This window comes from Parahaliea maris (assembly GCF_008064665.1).
GTDB lineage: Bacteria > Pseudomonadota > Gammaproteobacteria > Pseudomonadales > Halieaceae > Parahaliea > Parahaliea maris.
In genome coordinates this window covers 32135-53848 of the sequence record NZ_VRZA01000009.1, presented here as the reverse complement: position 1 = coordinate 53848, position 21714 = coordinate 32135, and the positions used below count along the sequence as shown (strand labels likewise).

The 21714-nt window shown below is 60.7% G+C and carries 18 protein-coding genes and 1 pseudogene; 8 read left to right on the top strand and 11 right to left on the bottom strand.

Annotated features, from left to right (window positions below):
- Position 1: 1 nt before the first annotated feature.
- Genes FV139_RS19105 through FV139_RS19095 form a run of 3 tightly spaced genes read right to left on the bottom strand, consistent with a single transcriptional unit; the run spans position 2 to position 4370 of the window.
- Positions 2-832, bottom strand: a complete 831-nt coding sequence (locus tag FV139_RS19105; protein ID WP_148070093.1) for an enoyl-CoA hydratase/isomerase family protein — start codon at positions 830-832, stop codon at positions 2-4.
- 14 nt (positions 833-846) lie between these two features.
- Positions 847-2481: an acyl-CoA carboxylase subunit beta gene (locus tag FV139_RS19100; protein ID WP_148070092.1), complete on the bottom strand. Its 1635-nt coding sequence runs from the start codon at positions 2479-2481 to the stop codon at positions 847-849.
- A gap of 56 nt (positions 2482-2537) precedes the next feature.
- Complete coding sequence (locus FV139_RS19095; protein WP_148070091.1) at positions 2538-4370, bottom strand: acyclic terpene utilization AtuA family protein; 1833 nt, start codon at positions 4368-4370, stop codon at positions 2538-2540.
- Between the two features lie 137 nt (positions 4371-4507).
- On the opposite strand from FV139_RS19095, the gene FV139_RS19090 reads away from it, so the two are divergent.
- The 6 genes from FV139_RS19090 to FV139_RS19065 all read left to right on the top strand — a co-directional run bounded on the left by FV139_RS19090 (position 4508) and on the right by FV139_RS19065 (position 10896).
- The gene (locus FV139_RS19090; RefSeq protein WP_187276646.1) at positions 4508-5224 is read left to right on the top strand and encodes a TetR/AcrR family transcriptional regulator; all 717 of its coding nucleotides are present in this window, start codon (positions 4508-4510) and stop codon (positions 5222-5224) included.
- Positions 5225-5293: 69 nt separating this feature from the next.
- Complete coding sequence (locus tag FV139_RS19085; protein ID WP_148070089.1) at positions 5294-6466, top strand: acyl-CoA dehydrogenase family protein; 1173 nt, start codon at positions 5294-5296, stop codon at positions 6464-6466.
- Positions 6467-6480: 14 nt separating this feature from the next.
- Positions 6481-7116, top strand: coding sequence for a glutathione S-transferase family protein (locus FV139_RS19080; protein ID WP_148070088.1), 636 nt, complete (start codon positions 6481-6483; stop codon positions 7114-7116).
- A 15-nt stretch (positions 7117-7131) separates the two neighbouring features.
- Positions 7132-8334 (top strand): acyl-CoA dehydrogenase family protein, encoded by a 1203-nt coding sequence (locus FV139_RS19075; protein ID WP_148070087.1) that lies wholly within the window; start codon positions 7132-7134, stop codon positions 8332-8334.
- 9 nt (positions 8335-8343) lie between these two features.
- Positions 8344-9480: an acyl-CoA dehydrogenase family protein gene (locus tag FV139_RS19070; RefSeq protein ID WP_148070086.1), complete on the top strand. Its 1137-nt coding sequence runs from the start codon at positions 8344-8346 to the stop codon at positions 9478-9480.
- 9 nt (positions 9481-9489) lie between these two features.
- On the top strand, positions 9490-10896 hold the full coding sequence (locus tag FV139_RS19065; RefSeq protein WP_235898728.1) for an ABC1 kinase family protein: 1407 nt from the start codon (positions 9490-9492) through the stop codon (positions 10894-10896).
- 73 nt (positions 10897-10969) lie between these two features.
- Here the strand turns inward: FV139_RS19065 and FV139_RS19060 are convergent, their stop codons facing one another.
- A complete protein-coding gene (locus FV139_RS19060) occupies positions 10970-11761 on the bottom strand; it encodes an IclR family transcriptional regulator (RefSeq protein WP_148070085.1) in 792 nt (263 codons plus the stop codon).
- A gap of 277 nt (positions 11762-12038) precedes the next feature.
- On the opposite strand from FV139_RS19060, the gene FV139_RS19055 reads away from it, so the two are divergent.
- Positions 12039-12299, top strand: coding sequence for a hypothetical protein (locus tag FV139_RS19055; protein WP_148070084.1), 261 nt, complete (start codon positions 12039-12041; stop codon positions 12297-12299).
- A gap of 100 nt (positions 12300-12399) precedes the next feature.
- On the opposite strand, the gene FV139_RS19050 is transcribed toward FV139_RS19055, so the two are convergent.
- The 7 genes from FV139_RS19050 to FV139_RS19020 all read right to left on the bottom strand — a co-directional run bounded on the left by FV139_RS19050 (position 12400) and on the right by FV139_RS19020 (position 20995).
- Positions 12400-13185 (bottom strand): enoyl-CoA hydratase-related protein, encoded by a 786-nt coding sequence (locus FV139_RS19050; protein ID WP_148070083.1) that lies wholly within the window; start codon positions 13183-13185, stop codon positions 12400-12402.
- Positions 13186-13211: 26 nt separating this feature from the next.
- On the bottom strand, positions 13212-14159 hold the full coding sequence (locus FV139_RS19045; protein WP_148070082.1) for an acyl-CoA dehydrogenase family protein: 948 nt from the start codon (positions 14157-14159) through the stop codon (positions 13212-13214).
- Entirely contained in the window at positions 14156-15304 is a 1149-nt protein-coding gene (locus FV139_RS19040; RefSeq protein WP_148070081.1) for an acyl-CoA dehydrogenase family protein, read from the bottom strand. Before FV139_RS19040 ends, FV139_RS19045 begins: the two co-directional genes overlap by 4 nt.
- Positions 15305-15308: 4 nt before the next feature.
- The gene (locus FV139_RS19035) at positions 15309-16550 is read right to left on the bottom strand and encodes a CaiB/BaiF CoA transferase family protein (RefSeq protein ID WP_235898727.1); all 1242 of its coding nucleotides are present in this window, start codon (positions 16548-16550) and stop codon (positions 15309-15311) included.
- A gap of 42 nt (positions 16551-16592) precedes the next feature.
- On the bottom strand, positions 16593-18371 hold the full coding sequence (locus tag FV139_RS19030; RefSeq protein WP_148070080.1) for a thiamine pyrophosphate-binding protein: 1779 nt from the start codon (positions 18369-18371) through the stop codon (positions 16593-16595).
- A 57-nt stretch (positions 18372-18428) separates the two neighbouring features.
- Positions 18429-19835 carry an aldehyde dehydrogenase family protein gene (locus tag FV139_RS19025; protein ID WP_148070079.1) on the bottom strand — a complete coding sequence of 469 codons (1407 nt, stop codon included), beginning with the start codon at positions 19833-19835 and terminating at the stop codon, positions 18429-18431.
- Between the two features lie 125 nt (positions 19836-19960).
- Positions 19961-20995, bottom strand: a complete 1035-nt coding sequence (locus tag FV139_RS19020) for a zinc-dependent alcohol dehydrogenase (RefSeq protein ID WP_148070078.1) — start codon at positions 20993-20995, stop codon at positions 19961-19963.
- A gap of 280 nt (positions 20996-21275) precedes the next feature.
- On the opposite strand from FV139_RS19020, the pseudogene FV139_RS19015 reads away from it, so the two are divergent.
- Positions 21276-21552, top strand: a pseudogene (locus FV139_RS19015) (DDE-type integrase/transposase/recombinase); the annotation flags it as partial.
- Positions 21553-21714 lie beyond the last annotated feature (162 nt).

Below are 21714 nucleotides of genomic sequence, written 5' to 3'. Positions count from 1 at the left end.
CTCACTGCTCTCCTGTCGAGGTGGGCATGGCGGCCCACCGGGGCGACCGTTTTTCACTGAAAGCGGCGAGGCCCTCCCGGGCTTCCTCACCGAGCAGGGCATCGGCAAAGCGCTCGGCGGCAAACTGCACCTGCTCCCGGGGTGACAGCCTGTCGCTGGTAGCGATGATCTGCTTGGTGAGCGCGATGGCGCCCGGTGCGCCGCGGCGCGCCTGCAGCAGCAGCGCGTGCAAGCGCTCGTCCAGGGCAGCGGCGCTGTTCTCGACGTAGTGGGCAAAACCAAGCCGGCCCGCTTCCACACCGTCGAAACGCTGGGCGGTGAGCAGCAGCCGGCGGGCTTCGGAGGCACCGATGCGGCGAACCACCACCGGCGCGATCTGTGCCGGGGGAATGCCGAGGGTGACCTCGGTCAGGGCGAATTTGGCGTCGGCCGTGGTCAGTACCACATCGGCGACGCATGACAGGCCGAGGCCCCCCGCCATGGCGGCGCCTTCGATGGCCACGACGAACAGCTGTGGCAGCGCTTCGACGGCAGCCAGCAGGCGACCGAATTTCGCGTTGAAACTGACGATGTCTCCCCGTTCCGCCTGGTCTCCGGCCTGGAAAACCTGCTTGAACTGCTTCAGGTCACCCCCTGCGCAGAAGGTGCCGCCGCGGCCGCGGAGCACGACAAAGCGGATGTACTGCTGCCGGGGCAGTGCTTCGAGCACGGCGGCCAGTTCGTCCGCCATGTCCTGTGACAGGGCGTTGCGGGTCTCGGGGCGGTTAAACCAGATAGTCAGGGTGTCGCCGTGGGCGTGCTCCAGTTCCAGTTGGCTAACGTTGGGCAGCATGGTCTGGTCTCCTTTTACATGCGCCCCACACCGAAGGTGTTGGGGTGGGTGGTGCGATGGCGGGCCTCCCGGCAGGTTTGCAGCAGGATGCCGAGCACCTTGCGCGAGTCGCGGGGGTCTATCAGTCCGTCGTCGAGCATGCGACCGGAGGTGTAAAAGGCGCTGGACTGGCGGTCGTAGTGTTCTATGACCGCCTGCTCGCGTGCCTTGAGTTGGGCTTCATCCACTTCGATGCCCTTGCGGGCGGCGCCGGCGCGCAAGACTTCCGACATGGTGCCGGCGGCCTGTTCGCCACCCATCACGCCGATCTGGGTATTGGGCCAGCTGAGCACGAAGTCGGGGTCGTAGCCCTGGCCGCACATGCCGTAGTTGCCGGCGCCGAAGCTGGCGCCGATCATCAGCGTGATGCGGGGAACCCGGGCATTGGTGACCGCCTGGATCATTTTCGAGCCGTGCTTGATCATCCCCGCCTGCTCGTAGGCCGTGCCGACCATGTAGCCGGTGATGTTCTGCAGAAACAGCAGTGGCGTACCGGCCTGGTCACAGAGCTGGATAAACTGCGCGGCCTTGGTGGCGCCGTCGGGATCGATGGGGCCGTTGTTGCACAGAATGCCGACGGGCTCCCCGAAAATGCTGGCTTGCAGGCACACCAGGGAAACACCGTAGCCGGGCTTGAAGTCCAGGAAGCGGGAGCCGTCCACCAGCCGCGCCACCACTTCCCGGGCGTCGTAGGGCTGGCGATAGTCCACCGGCACCACGCCCAGCAGTTCCTCCGGGCTGTAGGCCGGTTCCTCGAAACCGGGCGTGGGTGCCGCGCTGCAGTGCCGGTTCCAGCCGAGGCTGGCGACCACGTCGCGACAGATAGCCAGTGCATGGCCGTCGTTCTCCGCCAGGTACTCCACCAGCCCGGAGGTGGAGGCATGCATGGCGGCGCCCCCGAGAGGGCCGTTATCGGCGATTTCGCCGGTCGCGGCTTTCAGCAGGGCGGGGCCGGCCAGGGCGGCCATACCGTTGTCGCGCACGCCGATCACGTAATCGCTGAGTCCGGGCATGTAGGCGCCGCCGGCGACCGACAATCCGTGCAGCACGGTCACCACCGGAATACCCGCTGCGCTCAGCCGGGCCAGGCGGGCGAAAACGCCGCCGCCATCCATCCACATTTCGACCTGGTATTGCAGCAGGTCTGCCCCGGCGCTCTCCACCAGGTGCAGGAAGGGCAGCTTTTTCTCGAGTGCGATGTCCATGCAGCGCATGACCTTCTTGCTGGAGAAGGCGGTCATGGCGCCGGCGTTGATGCCCGAGTCATCCACCACCACCATGCAGCGTATACCGCTGACAAAGCCGATGCCGCAGATGGCACTGCTGCCGGGGATGGATGCCTCGGGATCGTCGCTATCCACCAGGTAGCCGGTGAGGTTGCACAGCTCGAGGAAGGGGGCGCCCGGGTCGAGCAGGCGCTCGAGACGCTCTCGCGGCAGTAGCTGGCCGCGTTTTTCAAAGCGGGGCCGGGCCTTGTCGGACAGGGTCGCGGAGCGTGCACACAGGGCATCGAGCTGATCGACCAGGGCCTGCATGTCAGTGCGGTTGCGTTCGAAGCTGTCGCTCCCGGCATTGATCCGGCTCTGGAACGGGGGGGCATTTGTGGTCATGGCTTGGTTCCCGGCAATGGCTTCACGGGTAAGCACCCGTGGAAGACGTTGGTAAATCAGTGGATTCCGTGGCTGCGCGCCAGCGCCGCCGGTAACGGGATGCTCTGTGCCAGCAGCAGTTGCGAATAGCCCTTGCCCTGGGGGTCACTACGGAGGCTGGCAACACCGCCTCCGCCCAGCACCTCGTGCAGCAGGAAATTGAAGGCGTGGCTTCCCGGCAGGTAGAAGCGCTCTACCGGGCGCGACTGGCCCGGCGCCAGAAAGTGGGCAAAGCAGCTGGCAACCTTTTCCTCGGTCAGCGCCTGGGCGATCCAGGGTACGAAGCCCGGATGGCGGGCGATGACACCGACATTGGCCTTGTTGCCCTTGTCGCCGCTGCGGGCCCACGCGAGGCTCTCCAGTGGTGTCTCTACCATGTCGCCAGCGACTGCTGAGGGTGCAGCTGAGGGTGTAGCTGAGGGTGTAGCTGAGGGTGCAGGAGCGTGGCGGGGGGCAGTTGACGTGTCGTTCCCGGGCAGAGAGTCGCTGCAGTCGAAGGCCTCGCCCTCGACATCCACGGTGATGCTCACCCGGTCTTTGGGTACCAGGAGCGAAAACAAACGCACCACGGGGGAGGGTTTGGCGCGGGCGCCGGCGAAGCCGGTCAACCCCGGCGGTGCGGTCAGGCCCAGGCCGGTCATTTCCTTGAGGAAGATGCCGATTCCCTTCGGGCTGGCGTGGCGCACGGCGAGTTTGACGTCGACCTCGCGCACATCCTCGACGGCCTTTGCGGCGCCAAAGTGGGACTCTTCGCCGATCACTTCACAGCAGGTCTCCAGGAAGGGGGGCAGGCCGGCTTCGGCAAGGGCCGCACCAGCCCGGCGAAAGACACTGTCGGCAAACTGCCGCGCGCGTTTGCCGGCGCTGCGACCGTAATAGGTCCAGATCTGACCGGCCCGAAAGCCATCGGCCCAGGTGGCGCTGGCTTTGTAGCTGGTGGGGGCCGCGCGCCCGCGGGCGCCCGTCACCCGCACGCGGTCCTCGCCGGCCGCCTCCAGCACGACACCGGTAAAGTCACAGGTGACATCGGGCAACGGGTAGGCGCCGGGGTCGCCGATCTCGTAGAGCATCTGTTCGGCCACGGTGCCCACGCTGACCAGGCCGCCGCTGGCGGCGGGCTTGTGCACTTCGAAGCTGCCATCCGCACAGATAGTAGCGAGGGGGTAGCCCGCCTCTTCCATGCGTTCGACCTGCTCCCAGTCGGTAAAGTTGCCGCCGGTCGCCTGGGTGCCGCACTCGAGGATGTGCCCGGCCAGGCTGCCCGCAGCCAGCTGGTCGAGATCCCCCCGCGACCAGCCGAAGCTGTGGATACAGGCGCCCAGTGTCACCGCGCTGTCGACACAGCGTCCGGTGACGACGATATCGGCGCCCCGGTCCAGCGCGGCGGCGATCGGGAAGGCGCCCAGGTAGGCGTTGAGACTGGCGATCTGTTCCCGCGGCGGGAAGTCATCGCCCGAGAACATTTCCCGGGTCGTACTGAATTCGCCGGCCCGGGCGTGCAGGTCATCCCCTGCCACCACCGCGACCCGCAGGTGCAGGCCCTGCTGCCGGATCAGCGCCCGCAGTGCCGCGGCACAGGCAGCCGGGTTTACGCCGCCGGCGTTGGCGATCACCTTGACCCCCTGCTCGGCGATCTGCCCAAGGTTTGGCGCCATGGCCGCGCTGACAAAGTCGGTGGCGAAGCCCTTGCTGTCATCCGCGGCCCGGGCGCGGGCCAGGATCGACATGGTGATCTCAGCCAGGTAGTCGTAGACCAGGAAATCGGGCTCGCCGCTGTCCAGTAGTTGGCGGGTGGCCAGGGAGGCGTCGCCCCAGTACCCCGAGGCGCCGCCAATGGTGATTTGCTTCATGGGTCGCTACACTCCGTTAAAGTGTTGCTTTTTAAATTTTGAGTGATGCTATATTATTTAGCGGCAACGCTCAATCGGGATTTGATGAATGATTTTCTCCAGGCAGGTCAGGCATGACAGACACGGGGCGTGCAACGGTGACTGAATCAATAGTCGAGCGATTGCGCGGGCGCAACGAGGAGCGGGCTGAGAATATCCTGCGAGCTGCCACCGAGCTGTTCGGGGAGGAGGGCTTTCACGCCGTTTCCACGCGCAAGATCGCAGCGGCGGCGGGGGTGTCCGAGGGCACACTGTTCAACTACTTCAGCTCCAAGAACGAACTGATCAGTGCGATCCTGGCGCGGATCTACGAGGAACTGACAGAGAAGGCCAATGGCATCCTGCGCAGCCACTTTGCCACCCGCGAGCGCCTGCAGTTACTGGCGGAAAACCACATCCAGGTGATGTCCCGGGATAACGCCCTGTTCATGCGCCTGATCCAGTCCTACATGAATGTGGATATCCGTGGCTATACCGAGATCGCGGGTTCGGTGTTGCACGAGTTGAACCTCAGCTACGCCTGGGTGTTCGATTTTGCGGTGCGAGAGGGAATGGAGCGGGGCGAGGTGCGGGCCGACGCCAACCTGCCGGCCCTGCGGGACCTGTTCTTTGGCGGTCTGGAGTACTGTAACCGCAGCCTGTTCCTGCACGACGCCTTCGCCGAGATGCCAGGGCGCGTGCACAGCATTGTCGAGCCCCTGTGGCAGAGCATGTGCGCTGACCCGGCTTCCAGCCCCCCCGCGGACGCGATGACCCGGGCCTGTGAACGGCTGGAGGCGGCCGCCGAACGCCTGGAACAGCTGGCAAAGTCATGACCCATTCCAGGTAGGGCGCCCGTGGCCACTAACGCACAGGTCCACCCAACATAAACATAAGGAGAAACCATGTCGCTGGACTTTGATTCCGCCCGCCTGCCCAACCCCCACCTGACGCCGGAGCACGACGCCTGGCGGGAGCAACTGCGGCGCTTCATCGATACCGAAATCATTCCTTATGCCGAGGAGTGGGACGAGGCGGGGCACATACCCATCGAACTGTGGCCCAAGGCGGCGGCGGTTGGCCTACTGGGCCTGGGCTATCCTGAGGCCTATGGGGGTATCACGGAGGGTACTGACCTGTGGTTCGGCTGGATCGCCGCGGAGGAGATGGCCCGCTTTGGCGTGGGCGGTATCAACGCCAGCCTGATGATCCACGGCATCGGCCTGCCGCCCGTGATCAACTGGGGCAGTGAGGCCATGAAACAGGCAGTGGCGAGCCCGGTGCTGGCGGGACAGAAGCATATCTCCCTGGGGATTACCGAGCCCGGTGCCGGTTCGGATGTGGCCAATATTGCCACCACGGCGGTACGGGACGGCGACCACTTCGTTGTCAACGGCAGCAAGACCTACATTACCGGCGGGATGCGGGCCAACTGGGTTTCCACTGCGGTGCGCACCGGTGGCGAGGGCGCGGGCGGTGTCTCCATGCTGTTGATCCCGACCGATGCGGAAGGGTTTTCACGCACACCGCTCACGCGCAAGCAGGGCTGGTGGGCTTCGGATACCGCCACCCTGTACTTCGATAACGTAAGGGTGCCAGTGGATCAGCTCATAGGCGAGGAAAACCAGGGCTTCCGTGTGATCATGACCAATTTCAACGGCGAGCGCATGGGGATGGCGGCGAGCATGGAGGCCCAGGCCCGGGTCTGCCTGGAAGAGGCGGTGGCCTGGGCAGGCGAACGCCGGACCTTTGGCAAGCGACTGGCTGACCACCAGGTGATTCGCCACAAGATTGCCCAGATGAAGCAGAAGATCAACGCCACCCAGGCTTACCTGCGCCTGTGTTACGAGAGTATCGCCGCCGGCCAGCCCAACCCCGGTGACATCGCCATGCTCAAGGTACAGGCCAGCGAGACCCTGGAATTCTGTGCCCGGGAGGCCATGCAGATCCTCGGTGGTATCGGCTATATGCGCGGCAATCGGGTCGAGCGGATCTATCGCGAAGTGCGGGTCAACGCCATCGGCGGTGGGTCGGAAGAAATCATGCGCGATCTCGCCGCGCGCCAGTACGGCCTGTAGGGAGGAGATGCGGGATGAAACTTTGGCATTGCGCCGGCGCGCGTTCCCTGCGCCCGCTGTGGGCGCTGGAAGAACTGGAGCTGGAATACGAACTGGAGGTACTGCCTTTTCCGCCCCGGCTGTTCCAGCGGGAGTACCTGGACACCAATAGCCTGGGAACGGTGCCATTTTTCTCTGATGGCACGGTGGAAATGACGGAGTCGGTCGGTATCTGCCAGTACCTGGCGGATCGCTACGATAGCCGCCGGCGAATCAGTGTGGAAGCCGGACACAGTGAGTACGGCGCCTACCTCAACTGGCTTCACCATGCCGATGCGACCCTGACCTTTCCCCAGACCATCGTCATGCGCTATACCTTTCTCGAGCCCGACCCGGCGAAAAAGCCCGTGGCCGAGGACTACGCCCGCTGGTACCTGGCGCGGCTGCGGCGCCTTGACGCCCATCTTGCCCGGCACAGCTACCTGGTCGATGAGCGCTTTACCATTGCCGATATTGCCGTGGGCTATGCCCTCCACCTCGGTAGCCTGTTGCAGCTGGACAGCGAATACCAACCGCAAACCCGGGATTACCTTGACCGCTTGCGCCAGCGCGAGGCCTTTATCCGCGCCGACGAGCGCGCCGGCCCCCTGGTCCTGCCCGAAATCAACTGACAAAGGAGAGGCGCGATGAGCGCAACAGAACAGGAGCTCGGCGAGTTCCGCCAACAGGCGTCGGCCTGGCTGGCCGACAACAAGCCGGCTGATCCCGGCTTTCTACTGCCCCAGTCCTTCATGGAAGTGGGCACCGAGCAGCAGCTCGATTTCCTCCGGGAGTGGCAGCACAAGGTGTGGGCCGCCGGCTACCTCGGCATGGCCTGGCCGAAAGAGTACGGAGGTGGCGGTGTCGAGCCGGTGTTCCAGAGTATCGTCGACCAGGAGATGCGCCGCCATGCAGTGCCGATATGTTTCAACGTGATCGGCCTCGGCTGGGCCGGCCCGCTGATCAATCACATCGGTACCGGGGAAGAGAAGGCCCGCTACCTCAAGGGCATTCTCACCGGCGAGGATATCTGGTGCCAGGGCTTTTCCGAGCCGGATCATGGCTCCGACCTGGGCAATGCCCAGACCCGGGCGGTGCGCGACGGCGATGAGTACGTGGTCAACGGCACCAAGATCTGGACCACCCTCGGTAACTTCGCCAGGTACATGATTCTGCTGGCGCGTACCAACCCGAATACGGAGCGTAAGTACGACGGCCTGTCGTTCTTTCTTGCGCCGATGGATGTGCCGGGTATTGAGGCCCGTCCCATTCGCAAGATCACCGGTGAATACGGCTTTACCGAAACCTTTTTTACCGATGCCCGGATTCCCGCCGACTGCCTGATGGGCGAAGAGGGGCAGGGCTGGAAGATTGCCATGCAGACCCTGCAGTACGAGCGCGGCGCCGAGGCGGGTGCCGCCGGTGGCCTGCAGTTTGTGCGGGTGGTGATCAACGACATGATCGAGGAATTGCGGGACATGACCCGCGACGGTGAGCCCCTGCTCAGCGATCCGGTGGTGCGCGACCAGTTGGTGCAGTTGATCATGGAAGAAAAAGCCAACGCCCTGTGCGAAAAGCGCGGTGCCATCCAGGCCCTGGGCACGGACTACCCCTTCTCGGTGCAGCTGTCGCACAAGCTGCGTTTCTCCGAATACGGTCGCCGTATGCGCCAGTTTGCGGTGGGCCTGCAGGGCGCGGCGGGCAGCCTGTACGTCGGCGACGACCAGGCTCGCCAGGGCGGATTCTGGCAGCGGGCCTACTTCAATAACTTCTCCACCACCATTGGCGGCGGCACCAGCCAGGTGCAGGCCAATATCATTGCCGAGCATGTGCTTGGCCTGCCGAAGTAAGGGGACACTATGTCTGTTGCACACAACACCGCCCTGGCTTTCGACGAAGACCAGGCGATGATCATGGAAGTGGCGCGCAACTTCTGTCGTGAGCGCTCGCCCATCGAGGCCGTGCGCGCCCAGCTGGATACGCCACAGGGCTACGACGAAGCCCTGTGGCAGGAAATTGTCGGCCTGGGCTGGCCCGGCCTGGCGCTTCCGGAACACGTGGGCGGCAGTGGTCTGGGCATTGCTCACGCAGTGGCTATTGCCGAGTCCATGGGCCGGGCCCTGCTGGGTACGCCGTTGCTCAGTACGACGCTGGCCGGGCAACTGGTGGCGAGAGCGACCGCGGAAGCCCGCGTGGACGTCTTTCTGGCCGATGTGGCCGCGGGGGTGCCGGCGACGGTGGCCCTGCAGGAAGGGCCAGACTGGGGGTCGGATGCCTGCGACTGCCGCTTCAATGACAGCGGCGTATTGCAGGGGGCGAAGCAGTATGTGCAGGACGCCGAGGCAGCCGGCTGGTTTGTGGTGGTCACCCGTCACCGGGACATGCCCGCACTCGCGCTGGTCCAGGCCGAGCAGTTGCCTGTGGGGGCCATTCGCCCCCACACCCTGATCGATGAAACCAAACGCGCCGCGACGGTGGACTTCAGCGGGGTCCAGTTGACCCCGGATGTCATCATCGCCGGCGACCAGGTGACCGTGGCGTTGTGCGACTACTACCTGCTCGGTGCCCTGTTGACGGCCGCCGAAGCCACCGGCAGTGCCGCCGCCTGCCTCGACACCACCGTGGAATACCTCAAGACCCGCAAGCAGTTCGGCAAGCTGATCGGTTCCTACCAGGCCTTGAAGCACCCCTGCGTGGATATCCTGATGGCAATCGATTCCGCCCGCTCTTTCATCTACCACGCCGCCAGCCTGCTGGAGGATGGCCCCCTCAGTCGTGACGCGGAAATCGCCTGTCGTATGGCCAAGGCCCAGGCCTCCGATACCCTGTTACAGGCCGGCGACCGGGCGGTGCAGTTCCACGGCGGCATGGGTTTCACCTACGAGTGCGATGCTCAGCTTTACATTCGTCGCGCCCAGTGGAGCAACCAGCAGTTCGGTGATGCCATGCACCACCGTAAGCGACTGGCCACCCTGCTGCTGGATGCGGAGGACTGAAGGGTCGTTGTGGAGGATCGTGACAAGCCTGATAACCCGGATCGCAGCCGCGCCCTGAAACGCGGTGGCTTCGGTCGTGGCCTCACCGTCTCCCTTGCCGGTCTGCGAATGGGCGGCGCGCTGGCCCTGGATGGCGCCCTGCAGCGCCTGCGGGGCGGGGACAAAGATGGCGAGGGAGACTCCGCCTTTGCCCGGCGCGAGGCCAAACGCTTTGTCGCCGAACTCGGGCGACTCAAGGGCAGTTACGTCAAGATCGGCCAGATGATGGCCCTGCTGGGCGAGCATTTCCTGCCCCCGGTGCTGACCGAAGCGCTGCACACCCTGGAGGCGAATACCGAACCGCTGCCCTGGGCCTCGATTGCGCCGGTACTGCAGGCCGAGCTGGGGGAGCGCTATGCCGAGCTGGACATCGAACACACCGCGCTGGCGGCAGCCTCCATCGCCCAGGTCCACCGGGCCACGGTCCGCGCTACCGGCGAGAAGATTGTGCTGAAAGTGCAGTACCCGGGGCTGGCGGAGGTGATCGATGACGACTTCGACGCAGTGGTCCGGATGCTGCTGCTGGCGCGCTGGGTGCAGTCGGGCTCCGAACTGGACGACTGGCTGGGCAGCATGCGCGAGCAGTTGCACCACGAAATCGACTACGCCCGGGAAGGGCAGATGATCGAGGAGATGGGCCGTCTCGCCCGGGCCGCCAATGCCCGCGGCGAACGCACCGTGACCTACCGCGTACCGCGACTATACCCGGAATATTCCGGCGGCTCGGTGCTCGGCCTGGAGTACGTCAGTGGCTATCGCGTCAGCCGCTCGGAAGTCGCCCGTCTGGGCCAGCAGCGCCGCAACGCCCTTGGCGAGGCGATGCTGGAACTGTTTTTCATGGAGCTCTACCGCTGGGGGCTGTTGCAGACGGATCCCAACTTCGGCAATTACCTGATTGCCCCCTCGGCGACCGGTGACGAGCTGGTAATGCTGGATTTTGGTTCGGTGCTGGCGCCGGACGAGGACTTTCTCCTGCACCTGGGCAACACCATCTCCGCCGGAATGGCCGGCGATGAAGCGGGCGTGGTGGAAAGCCTGGTGGGGCTCGGTTGCCTGAGGCCGGATAGCAGCGCCCAGGCGCGGGATAGTTTTGCCGCTTTTTGCTGCCAGTTGCTCGAGCCTCTGGCGGCCCCGGAAGAATTACCCCCCGAGTACCTGAATCGCTACGGCGAGTACCGCTGGGCGCATTCGGCCCTGCTGCGGCGGGTCGGTCGCCAGGCTGCCGGTTCCGCGGCGACCCGTCATTTCACCACGCCCAGCGGCGAGTTTGCCCTGATCGCCCGCAAGCTCACCGGCGTGTTCACCTTTATCGCGGTGCTGGGGGCCGAGTTTAACGCCCATGACATGGCGCAGCGCTATATCGAGGACTGGGTGTAAGCGTCTGGTAAACCCGTCTTGCTGGCGCAGGCAGGGCAGACGGCGAACACAAGATCAGAGCGCGAAAGTGTGCCTACTCCTCCTCTCGATAACCCATCGCACCGGAAATCTCTCGAGCTGCTTGTACGACAAGTGGAACCAGTTCATCGCGATAGTTCGCTGCGCGTTCTACCGGGCAGACGATTGTGAGTGAAGCGATCAACACACTCGAGTCACCAAAAACCGGGGCGGCGACCGCGCCGACGGATGCACTGGTCTCTCCCAGTGTTACAGAATACCCTTGCCGTTTGACTTCCTTTAGATTCTTTCGAAGAGCAGCTTTGCTAGTGATGGTATTTCTTGTTAATGGGGTCATAACTAGATTGCGTAGCATCGACTTGATCATTGGTTCTGTCTGATACGCCATAAGAACCCTTCCTGATCCAGTGCTATGCAGTGGACGTGGTTCACCAACATTAACAGAAAAGCGGATGAGATCTTTAGTTTCGGACTTGTGGATGTATACAACGGATTGATTGTCAGGCGTAAGTGTAGCCAGAAGCGCAGTTTCACCTGTTTGCTCGGTCAAGCGTTGCATAATAGGTCTTGCGATAGGAAGGAAGCTGCGTTGCCCTGCAATTGCCGTTCCCAATCGAAAGCTCTCCGAGCCAAGAGTGTAGACATGATCAGAATTCTCTACATATCGTGCAGCGGCCAATCCGCGGAGCAGATTAACCAAGCTGCTTTTTGGTGTTTCAAGCTTCTCACTGAGATCTGTAAGCGTATATCCGTCTGGGTTGGACGCTAGATGCTCCAGTATTCGAATCACCCGAAGTACAGAGAGAGGTGCGTCGCGCTGGGTTGTGGTGTTCTTTGCAAGTGGCATAAATGTGGGCTTCCAAACAAAAATAGAGCGCTAAATGGCACTGCTGTGTTCGCATATGCGTATTCTAGGTCCCTTGCGAAGATGATGTCAATTCACACATTGGCTGAAGCACTCTTTCGATCATTCCACCTTGCGAATTCCACATCTCATACTGAGCCGACTTCCCATTTGGCAAGTAATACAGACCTTGCAGCCGATGTTGCACACTGGATTACACTCTAAGGTATCCCATTGTACTGAAAGTAATGAGGGTCAATGGCAACAGTTTACGGGATGGTTGCGCATCATCCTGACGGTGTCCCGCACGCTTTACGGCCTTGGTTTCCGTGGTCACGACCTTGCCTTGCATACCTGGCTATTCTGCAGCTATGCGGCTGCGGTGGTGTTCAACGAACTGCAGGGCAGTGTATTTCGCAGTGGCATCTCGCTCTCGCACATCGATCAGCTGGAGCCTGATGAGCAAGGATTCCTGTTGATGCTGCGCAAGCACAACATGACGCTCACAATCGATGAGGTACTTGAGCTCGCCTTCCAGTAGATGATCACTAACCTGGAGCGCGAAGTGGCGCAGATTAAACCCGCCTGACCCAGCGCTGCGTCAGTTCGCGGCTGGACTGACGCCCCCCAAACCTCACCCGCTATTTGTTTTTGTTCAGGAACTTTTCTACGGCGTTGGTGTGCTCGACAGTTGTGTGCATCAGCGCCTGTACAGCGCCGGCATTTTCAAGGTGGTCCGCCAGATTATTGTCCCTGGCCTGCTGGAGCAGGCGCTTGGTTTGCTGCACGGCAATCGGCGAGTTGGCGGCGATCCGTGCCGCCAGGGCAAGGGCGCTGGACATCAATTCCTCGTGAGGGACTACGCTCGAAACCAGGCCAATATCCCGAGCAGTGTTGGCATCGATCATATCCCCGCTCAGAGACAGTTCCGCCGCTTTGGAGTAGCCGATAATGCGTTGGAGCAGCCAGGCGCCACCATCGCCGGGGATGAGCCCCAACTTGACGAAACTCTCTGCAAAGCGAGCCTTTTCGGAGGCGATGCGCAGATCACACATACAGGCCAGGTCACAGCCCGCGCCAATAGCTGCGCCGTTGACGGCTGCGATAACCGGCTTTTGTAAGCGCTGGAATAGCAGCGGAATACGCTGGATACCGCGGCGGTATTTGGACGGGGTTTGCGCCGGCTGTTTGGCGATTAGGCCCCCCGTCGCGCCGACTTGCATGGTTTTTAGATTGCCGCCGCTGGAAAATGACTTGCCGGCGGCGGTCAGTACGATAACACGTATGTCGTCGTCGTTGTCCACCGCTTCCAGGGCCTCACATAACGCGTCGACCATGGGGCCGTCGGAAATTGGATTGTGCCGCTCGGGATCGTTCAGGGTGAGTACTGCGACGTGGTCATGTAATTGCTTGAGTATCAAGGTCATGGGCTTTCCTGGGGGATATCGGTGATTTAGCTTAGTGATGCCAGTGTGAAATCAAATACGCTGGCATCGCTGTCCAGACAGGCCTGGCCAACCTGTTCGAACCAGCGGGACTCGGAACCGCCGGCGACACGACCGGCTAGCAGGCGTCGGGTGTAGTGGTGCAGTTCATACTCTTCGGTGACGCCAATGGCACCGTGAACGGCGTGGGCGGTGCTTACCACTGGCTGACAGGCCGCCTTGATCATACCGCAGGCGGCGGCAACGCGGTGGTGATCAAGACTGAGCCCGGTGTCGCTGCGTTGCATCCCGCTCGCTGCCAGCTGGGCCGCCATCACGGCACTGTGGCAATGTCCGGTCATCACACTGATCTGTTGCTGCAGGGCTTGGTATTTGCCAATGGGGCGACCGAACTGTTGGCGGGTATTGGCATAGTCTACTGTCAACTCCAGGACACGTTGCAGGGCGCCAGCCAGTTGCAGGCATTCCGCGGCGGTCCCCAGTAGCTGGAGATTGATCGTGGTTTCACAGGGGGACGGTATGCCCTGTAGTGTCCAGTTGCCTGAATCGCTGTCGCTGACTGCCGCTCGCTCCGCGCCGCCCGCGGTATCCAGCAGGAGGGCCTGTAGGTACGGCAGATCCTGCCGCAGGGCTTTTGCGCGACCAGCCGTGGTCGATAGGCCGACGGCCAACGCCTGATCATCAGCCGCGAGGGTGGGCTGTGCGGCATAGAGCAGAGCGGTTTCCGCGTAGGGCAGGGGCAGGGCGCAATAGCCTGCGGCCATCAACACCGGCAATCCCTCGGTGACGTCAAGGCCCGCACCTTCATCCTGTTCAGGTAACATCAGTCGAAGGAACCCGGTAGCGACCAGTTCGCTCCAGGCACCGGCGGCATCAAATTGGGACTCTCCGCTAAAACGCTCGCTGATATCGGCAAAGAGCGGTTTGATACTGTCAAGAAAGAGCGAATCACTCATCGCAAACCCATCCCCCGGGCAATGAGCCCGCGCAGAATTTCCCGAGTGCCGCCGCGCAGTGAGTAGATGGGGCAGACCATTGCGGTATAGGCCAGCGTACGCATTAGTTCCTCGTCGGCGAAGGCGTCATCATGACGGCCAATGACATCGGCCAGGGTGTCTGGAATGTCCTGTTCGAAACCCGTTCCCAGATCTTTTACCAGGGCCGCGGGTATGACCGGGCTTTCGCCTTGCTCCAGTTGGGCGGTAATCGCCAGCGACATGGAGCGCAGTACCGCCAGTCGACTGGCGAGTTCCCCCAGTGCGCGGCGGTCGGCACTACCGCCGCCAGACCGTCGCAACCAGGCGCACCAGCACTCCAAGAGTGCAATCGACGACATGATACGTTCCGGCCCGCTGCGCTCAAACGCGAGTTCGGCGGTAACTTGTTGCCAGCCATCGCCCTCGGCGCCAATGAGTGCCTCTTCGGTCAGTTGCACATTGTCGAAAAACACCTCGTTGAAATGCGCATCACCGGCCAGGTCACGAATGGGGCGCACGGTGATACCGGGCAACGAGAGGTCTACGAGCATCTGCGACAGGCCCTGCTGTCGGTCGCCGTGCTGTCCGGAAGTGCGCACCAGGGCGATCATGTAGTGACAGCGGTCAGCGTTGGTGGTCCACAGCTTGCTTCCGTTGAGTAGCCAGCCCTGATCATTACGGGTGGCCCGGGTGCTGACACTGGCCAGGTCTGAACCGGCGCCCGGCTCGCTCATGCCGATGCAGAAGTACACTTCACCGGCACAAATCCGGGGCAGGAGTTCCTGCCGCAGGGATTCGCTGCCGTAGCGCAGCAGCAGCGGAGCGCTCTGACGGTCTGCAATCCAGTGGGCGGAAACCGGGGCACCTGCTGCGAGCAATTCCTCGAGAACGACGAAGCGTTCGAAGGCACTGCCGCCTGCCCCCCCGTACTCGCGCGGCAGGCTGAGACCGACCCAGCCCCGTTGTCCCAGGGCGCGAGAGAAATCGGCGTCAAAGCCCATCCAGGAACGAGCGCGGATATCGGCTGCTGGCGCCGGCGGATGAGCAGCCAGGAAGTCCCGCACTTCGTCGCGCAGGGCTTCGGCGCTTGCCGGCAGGGTTTGTCGTTGGGGCCAGGGGATCATCGTATTACTCGTTGTCCTTGCTCAGAGTGTGGTCTGGATGGCGCTCGATTTCAGCCAGCACTGCCAGGGTGTGCTCACCGAGACGCGGCGGGGCCTGGCGATAACTCGGTGGGGTACGGGACAGGCGCAGCGGGTTGGCGACGAGGGGGATATGGCTGTCACCGTCCCCGAGCGGCATCTCCACCCGCATCTTGCGCGCCTGAATGTGGGCATCATCAAACACCTGATCCAGGGTATTGATGGGGCCGCAGGGTACGCCGGCCGCTTCCAGCTGCGCTGTCCACTGGGCGGCTGGACGTTTTGCCATCACGGGCTTGAGTGCAGCAATCAGAGTGTCGCGGTTCTCAACCCGGGCAGCATTGCTGGTATAGCGGGGGTCGTCGGCCAGCGCTGCGATGTCGGCGACCTGGCAAAAACGGCGGAACTGGCCATCGTTCCCAACTGCCAGAATCAGGTGCCCATCGGCCACCGCAAACACCTGGTAGGGCACGACGTTGGGGTGGGCATTACCAAGGCGTTGGGGCGGTTGCCCGGTTACCAGATAGTTCTGGGACTGGTTAGCGAGCAGGCTGACCTGGCAGTCGAGCAGGGAAATATCGACATGCTGCCCCTCGCCGGTACGCTCGGCATGACGCAGGGCGGCCAGTATACCGATCGTTGCGTAGAGGCCAGCCGAGAGGTCGACGGTGGCGACGCCGACCTTGATCGCCTCCGCGCCGGGACTGCCGTCGGGTTGGCCGGTGATACTCATCAGGCCGCTCATACCCTGAATGAGAAAGTCATAGCCGGCTCGTGGCGCGTAGGGGCCGCTCTGGCCAAAGCCGGTGACCGAACAATAGACAAGCGCTGGATTGACGCTTTTCAGACTGTCGTAGTCGAGGCCGTAGGCGGCAAGGCCACCCACCTTGAAATTCTCCACCAGAATATGGCAGGTGCTGGCGAGTTGGCGTACCGCTGCCTGTCCTTCGGGCTGGCTAATATCCAGCGCAACCGAGCGTTTGTTGCGGTTGGCGACAAAGTAGTAGGCGGCGTCGCGATGACCGTCCTCCCGTTCGACGAAGGGCGGGCCCCAGCTTCGGGTGTCGTCACCGGCACCGGGACGTTCGACTTTGATTACCTCGGCCCCGAGATCGGCGAGAATCTGGGTTGACCAGGGCCCGGCCAGTACGCGGCTCAGGTCCAGCACCCGTACCCCGTCGAGGGCGCCGGGCATATCTTGTATGCTATGGATCTTTGATGTACTCATTGAACTACTCACTAACAGCTTGTCAGGAATATCCTCCGTAGCTCAATGAGCTGAAAAAGGATCTAGACCGGGAGCACCCAGACCACCGATAACGTGGTCCCAATCACGTCCTCCCGACAAAACCGACCTGTCCGGTAGGCCGAAGGCGTTGAGGTCCCGGTCTATCACGACTTGAATCACGGCAGGCTTGTTCGAGGCGAGTGCCCGTTGCATCGCTGGTGCAATATCCGCGAGGGTAGCGACATACTCCCCATGCGCCCCCATCGCTTCGGCAACTTTGTCCAGACGCACATATTCATGATCAACCTCATGAGTATCACCGTACTGCGCGAGATTGGCCGCGACTTCATCGCCCCAACCCTGGTCGTAGCCGACTACAAAAATTGTTGGCAGTTTGTAGCGAACAGCAGTTTCAATCTCGGCCAGATAGAACTGGAACGATCCGTCGCCGCCGATGTTGATGGAGAATTTGCCCGTTCCGCGCAACTTCAAGCCTGCCGCCAGTGCATAAGCCATACCTGCCGAAGTGCTGCCAGCTTTCTGGGACTTCATGTGACCCGCGATCGAGTGATGTCGATACCTCATCGCCCAAAGCCCGAACGAGCCACCGCCGCAGCTCAGGATCGAATCGGCAGGGATGGACTTCTGGATTTCTGCCATCACGCGTCCCGGATGCATAGGGACTACGTCAGGGGCCTCTTCCCACAGCTTTGCGTAGGCCGCCGACATCTTTGATTTGCGGACTGAAATATACTCGGCATTCCATTCCGTTGAATTTGGCCTTACGCCATAGAGTTCCTGAAGCGTCTGCCGTGCATCTCCGAAGATCGGGAACTCGACGATTTTGTTCCGTCCCAGATTTTCCGGGTCTCGCTCGATATGAATCCACCTCTGCTGACCGGCATTACCCCATGCGTGCTCCAGAGCAGGCCTGGCTGCAATCGGGGTCGCTCCGCCATTGTCGATTTTGTCACCGATTGATGTACCGATAGCTATTACAAGATCCGCATTCCTGGAGAATTCGAGACCTTCACCGATATTGTACTCAAATACCAAGGGGTGCGTGTCTGGCAATAGCCCCTGGCCCCCGTGCGTTAGTAGAACCGGAGCTGCAAGCTCTTCGGCAAATTCACGGAACTGGTCTTGCATGCCGCTCTGATAGACTCCCGAACCTGCCAGTAACACGGGTCTACGGGCCGACATGATCGCTGCCTTGGCCAAATCAAGCTGCTCTTTAGTTCCCGGACCCAGAAAAGTCGCCGGACGATACTGCTCCGGGGTGAGGATAGGGCCGAATTCGTATTCCTCGTTTCTACGCAAAAGATCGAACGGAATGCCGATATAGGCAGGCCCCATATCGCCAATGTACATCTGTCTGAACGCCTCGTGGAATACAGCGTCTACAAGCTCGGGGTGTTCTACTACGTTGGAGTATTTGGTTATCGATCGGAGGACCTCGGCTGCATTAACGTACTGAAAGCTCTTGCGTCCGGCGATGCTTCGCACTTCGCGCGACTTCTCTGGACCAATAAAGAGAACCGGGCGTCCTTCTGACCAGGCATTGGCTACCGCAGGATAGTAGTTGTAGACACCCGGGCCGCGAGCCGCGCCGACAGCTGTCGTCTGACCAGTCAGCAGGCTGTATGCTTCTGCCATGTGTCCACCTGCGCACTCGTGATGATTTGCGATTAGGGGAATCCCTCGCTGGACAAGTGCATGCTGGATCCGACCGTGCAATACATCGGGCAACGAAAAAAGGTGAGTAATCCCTTCTGCCTGCATCAGATCTGCAATTCTATTGGCGACTGTTTGTAATGGCATATCTATTTTCCTGAAAATGATGGTTATGCTTACGGCTGCGTCGAATATCCAGCTACGCTAAGCGCAAGCAAGCGGAGGGTGAGTGGTAATGGTCCGCAGCTTTGTGTAGAAGTCCTGCACACCGCTGCCAAGTTCGGGTGGACCGTAAGCCGAACAGCGGACACCGGTAAATGGTACGTGAGGATCAGCCCCACTGGTTGGTGCATTGATCCGAATCATCCCGGCATCCAGCTTTTCTATAGCCTGCGCCACGACACCTTGGTCGCTCGTAATCACAGCTGCAGCCAAACCGTATCTAGTGGAATTTGCGATATCGACGGCTTCGGGAAAGTCCTTGGCTGACATCACTGCGCAGACGGGACCGAACACCTCTTCCTGCGCAAGAAAATGGCCTGGATCTACTCCATCGACCAAAAAACAAGGAGTAAACCAACCTTCACCGTCCGGGATCGGATTCGTCTGATTTAATACACGCCCGCCCTCAGCCTTAGCCCGGCGAACGGCATCGTGAACTCGGTCCTTTGCCATGCGATTGATCACGGGGCCGATCGCTACCGATTCATCAGCAGGATCTCCGATATTTAGTGCTCTGGTTTCAGCAACAAGGGCCTCGATGAACGCCTTGCTGTGCCCGACCGTAATAATGCGCCGAGTCGAAGTACACCGCTGCCCCGCATATCCAAACGCACCGCCGGCAAGCATTCTGGCGGCAGAAGCAGGATCAGCATCAGGCATGACGATGGTCGCGCTTAGGCCACCGAGCTCCGCCTGGACCGGAATGTGGCGTCCCTTCGCAGAACCAATGATAAGATGACCCACCTCAACCGAGCCTGTAAACGACAAAACGTCCGCCTGTTCAAGCACCGCTCGGCCGGTGTCCGCGCCACCTGGCAGTACAGATAAGAGTCCTTCAGGCAGGTGGTCGGAAAGCAACTTCGACAAAGCAAGCGCGATGCACGTGGCTTCCTCTGAGGGCTTCCACAGAACACCGTTGCCATACGCAAGCGCTGGAAATATCTTCCAAATGGGAATTAGTACAGGAAAGTTCCACGGGGTGATCAAACCCGCCACACCAGCCGGACGTCGCACGGAAAAGCTTGTTGCTGACGCCACACTCAGGGCCCGATAGACTGTACCAGCATCAGCAAGTGGTTGTTGCGCAAAATATCTGGCGAAGGACACTGCTCGAGCCAATTCGGCACGCGCTTCATTTATGGGCTTGCCCACCTCCTCGACCATGAGATTTGCCAAATACTCGCTAGCGCTCTCCAATGCGATGCTGCTAGCTACCAGGGCATCTGCACGCAACTGGGCTGCTGAATCTGCGCCCCACGACAGACCGACATGGGCCGCAGTGGTAGCGAATTTTGAAACCGTCTCAGGTGAGGTGGCATCCACCTCACAGACGACGGACTTCGGATCCTGGGGAGATCTACTGGTGATGGTAAATCGCGAACTCGACATAAAATATCCTAAATCCCCAAATACACGCTAAGCCGGACGCTAGGGCGTAGCGAAATTCACACTGAGAACGCTATACCTGCTATTCGAGGTACAACTCTCTGTTACTTCCCTTGGAAACATCAAAGTTAGCCAGTCTCGGGTATATCAATGATCACCTTTATGGCATCGGCGCCCATTTGTGCCGAAAATGCTGAGTCGATTTTTTCAAGGGGGAAGTGGTGTGAAATGAGGGTGTTCCTATCAACCGCGCCGGAACGCATCATCTCGAGCGCATCCAAGAGCTCTTGTGGCTGGTAACCAAAGGAGCCTTTTACCGTGGCTTGCTTCCGAACGATGTTGTGAAGATTGAGGGTGGCCTCCCCCGAGAAAGACCCGAAACAAATTATCCGCCCCCTGCCGGGAGCGATAATCTCCAGCGCTGTTTCAAGGGGGACAGGACGGCCAAAGTGCGAGCTGTAACCGGCACAGTCAAACACAACACCGATATTGGCGTGGCTGGGATCAAAATCGGTTTTGACTCCCTCGCCCGTAGCCTCCGCCACTCGCTCCAGCAGATCTTTTTGACGTCCGTCTATAACGGATGTGGCTCCTAGCTCCAGCGCCTTGTCGAGCCTGGCTTCCTGGACGTCGATTGCGATGATGCTACCCGCCTGAATTCCCTTTGCTTTCAGAGCCTGTATTACACCAAGGCCAATGATACCAACGCCAAAGATAACGATATGTTCATTAGGCTGAACATCAGCCAATCGCACCATCTGAAGTGCGTCAGCCATCGGCTCCGTTGTCGCCGCTGCATCAAAGTCGACTGAATCCGGTATTGCTACAACCTGATACGGATTGACCGGCACTGTCATAAATTCAGCCATTCCGCCACCGTAACCTGGTATGGCCACCACCCGATCTCCAACACTCCAGCCTTCCACGTCCTGGCCAACCTCTGCAACCACGCCGGCCAGTTCGTGACCCGGTACTTCATATCCTTCAGGAGTTTGCCTTACGATCCGTTCCCGCAGAGAGCCATCTCTGAACATGTGAAGGTCTGAACCACAAATTCCACACCGCTTCACGTGGATGAGCAATTCACCGGGACCCGGCTTTGGCCTGGTCGCATCGGTCCTGAAGTCGATGTGGCCAGGAGATATGTAGTTCCCAACTTGCATTCAATTCTCCTTACTTTTTCCTCGAAGCAAAACCAATGATCTGGCAGATCGCGGTATCCGCCTGAACATTGCCCATGCAGACTTAGGGCGACTATTTGATTTCTTTGGAATACAAAACAGCCTAAACACGCCGCTGTCTGAAGTACCTTAATGCGAACTATATACGGATATGCGTATTTGGTGCAAGGTGAGATTAGGCAATAGAATGCGGATTGCCTGGAAATGTATACAGAACATGAATTATTCATAGCCAACCCTCCAAAATCTCGGTAGGTCTGCCAATGAGTGCTGGGCCGCAGACATTAACCACATCAGATCGCACGATGGGTGGCCGTGCCTCGTGGTAGTGCTGGATCTCTTCTCACGCCGGGTGATCGGCTGGTCGATGCAGTCTCGAATCACCAGCGAATTGGTACTGGATGCGCTTGATCGAGCTGTTCTACAACGAACGGCGGCGTCACAGTTCTAATGAACAGCTATCGCCGGTAGAGTATGAGCGGCGTCACCAAAAACGGCTGGAAAGTGTCCAAGGAGTTGGAGGCGATTCGGTCTATTGAACTCTACATGCTTCATAAGCGTGCTTCACTACCCACAACGAAGCGGACGATTGACATGCCCGCAAAAGGACCCTATCGTTCCACATATGCCGCTATAAACCCCATATGTGGTTTTTGGTACTGCTGGCGCGGTACTCTTGCCTAAAGCCAGTCGAAGATTGA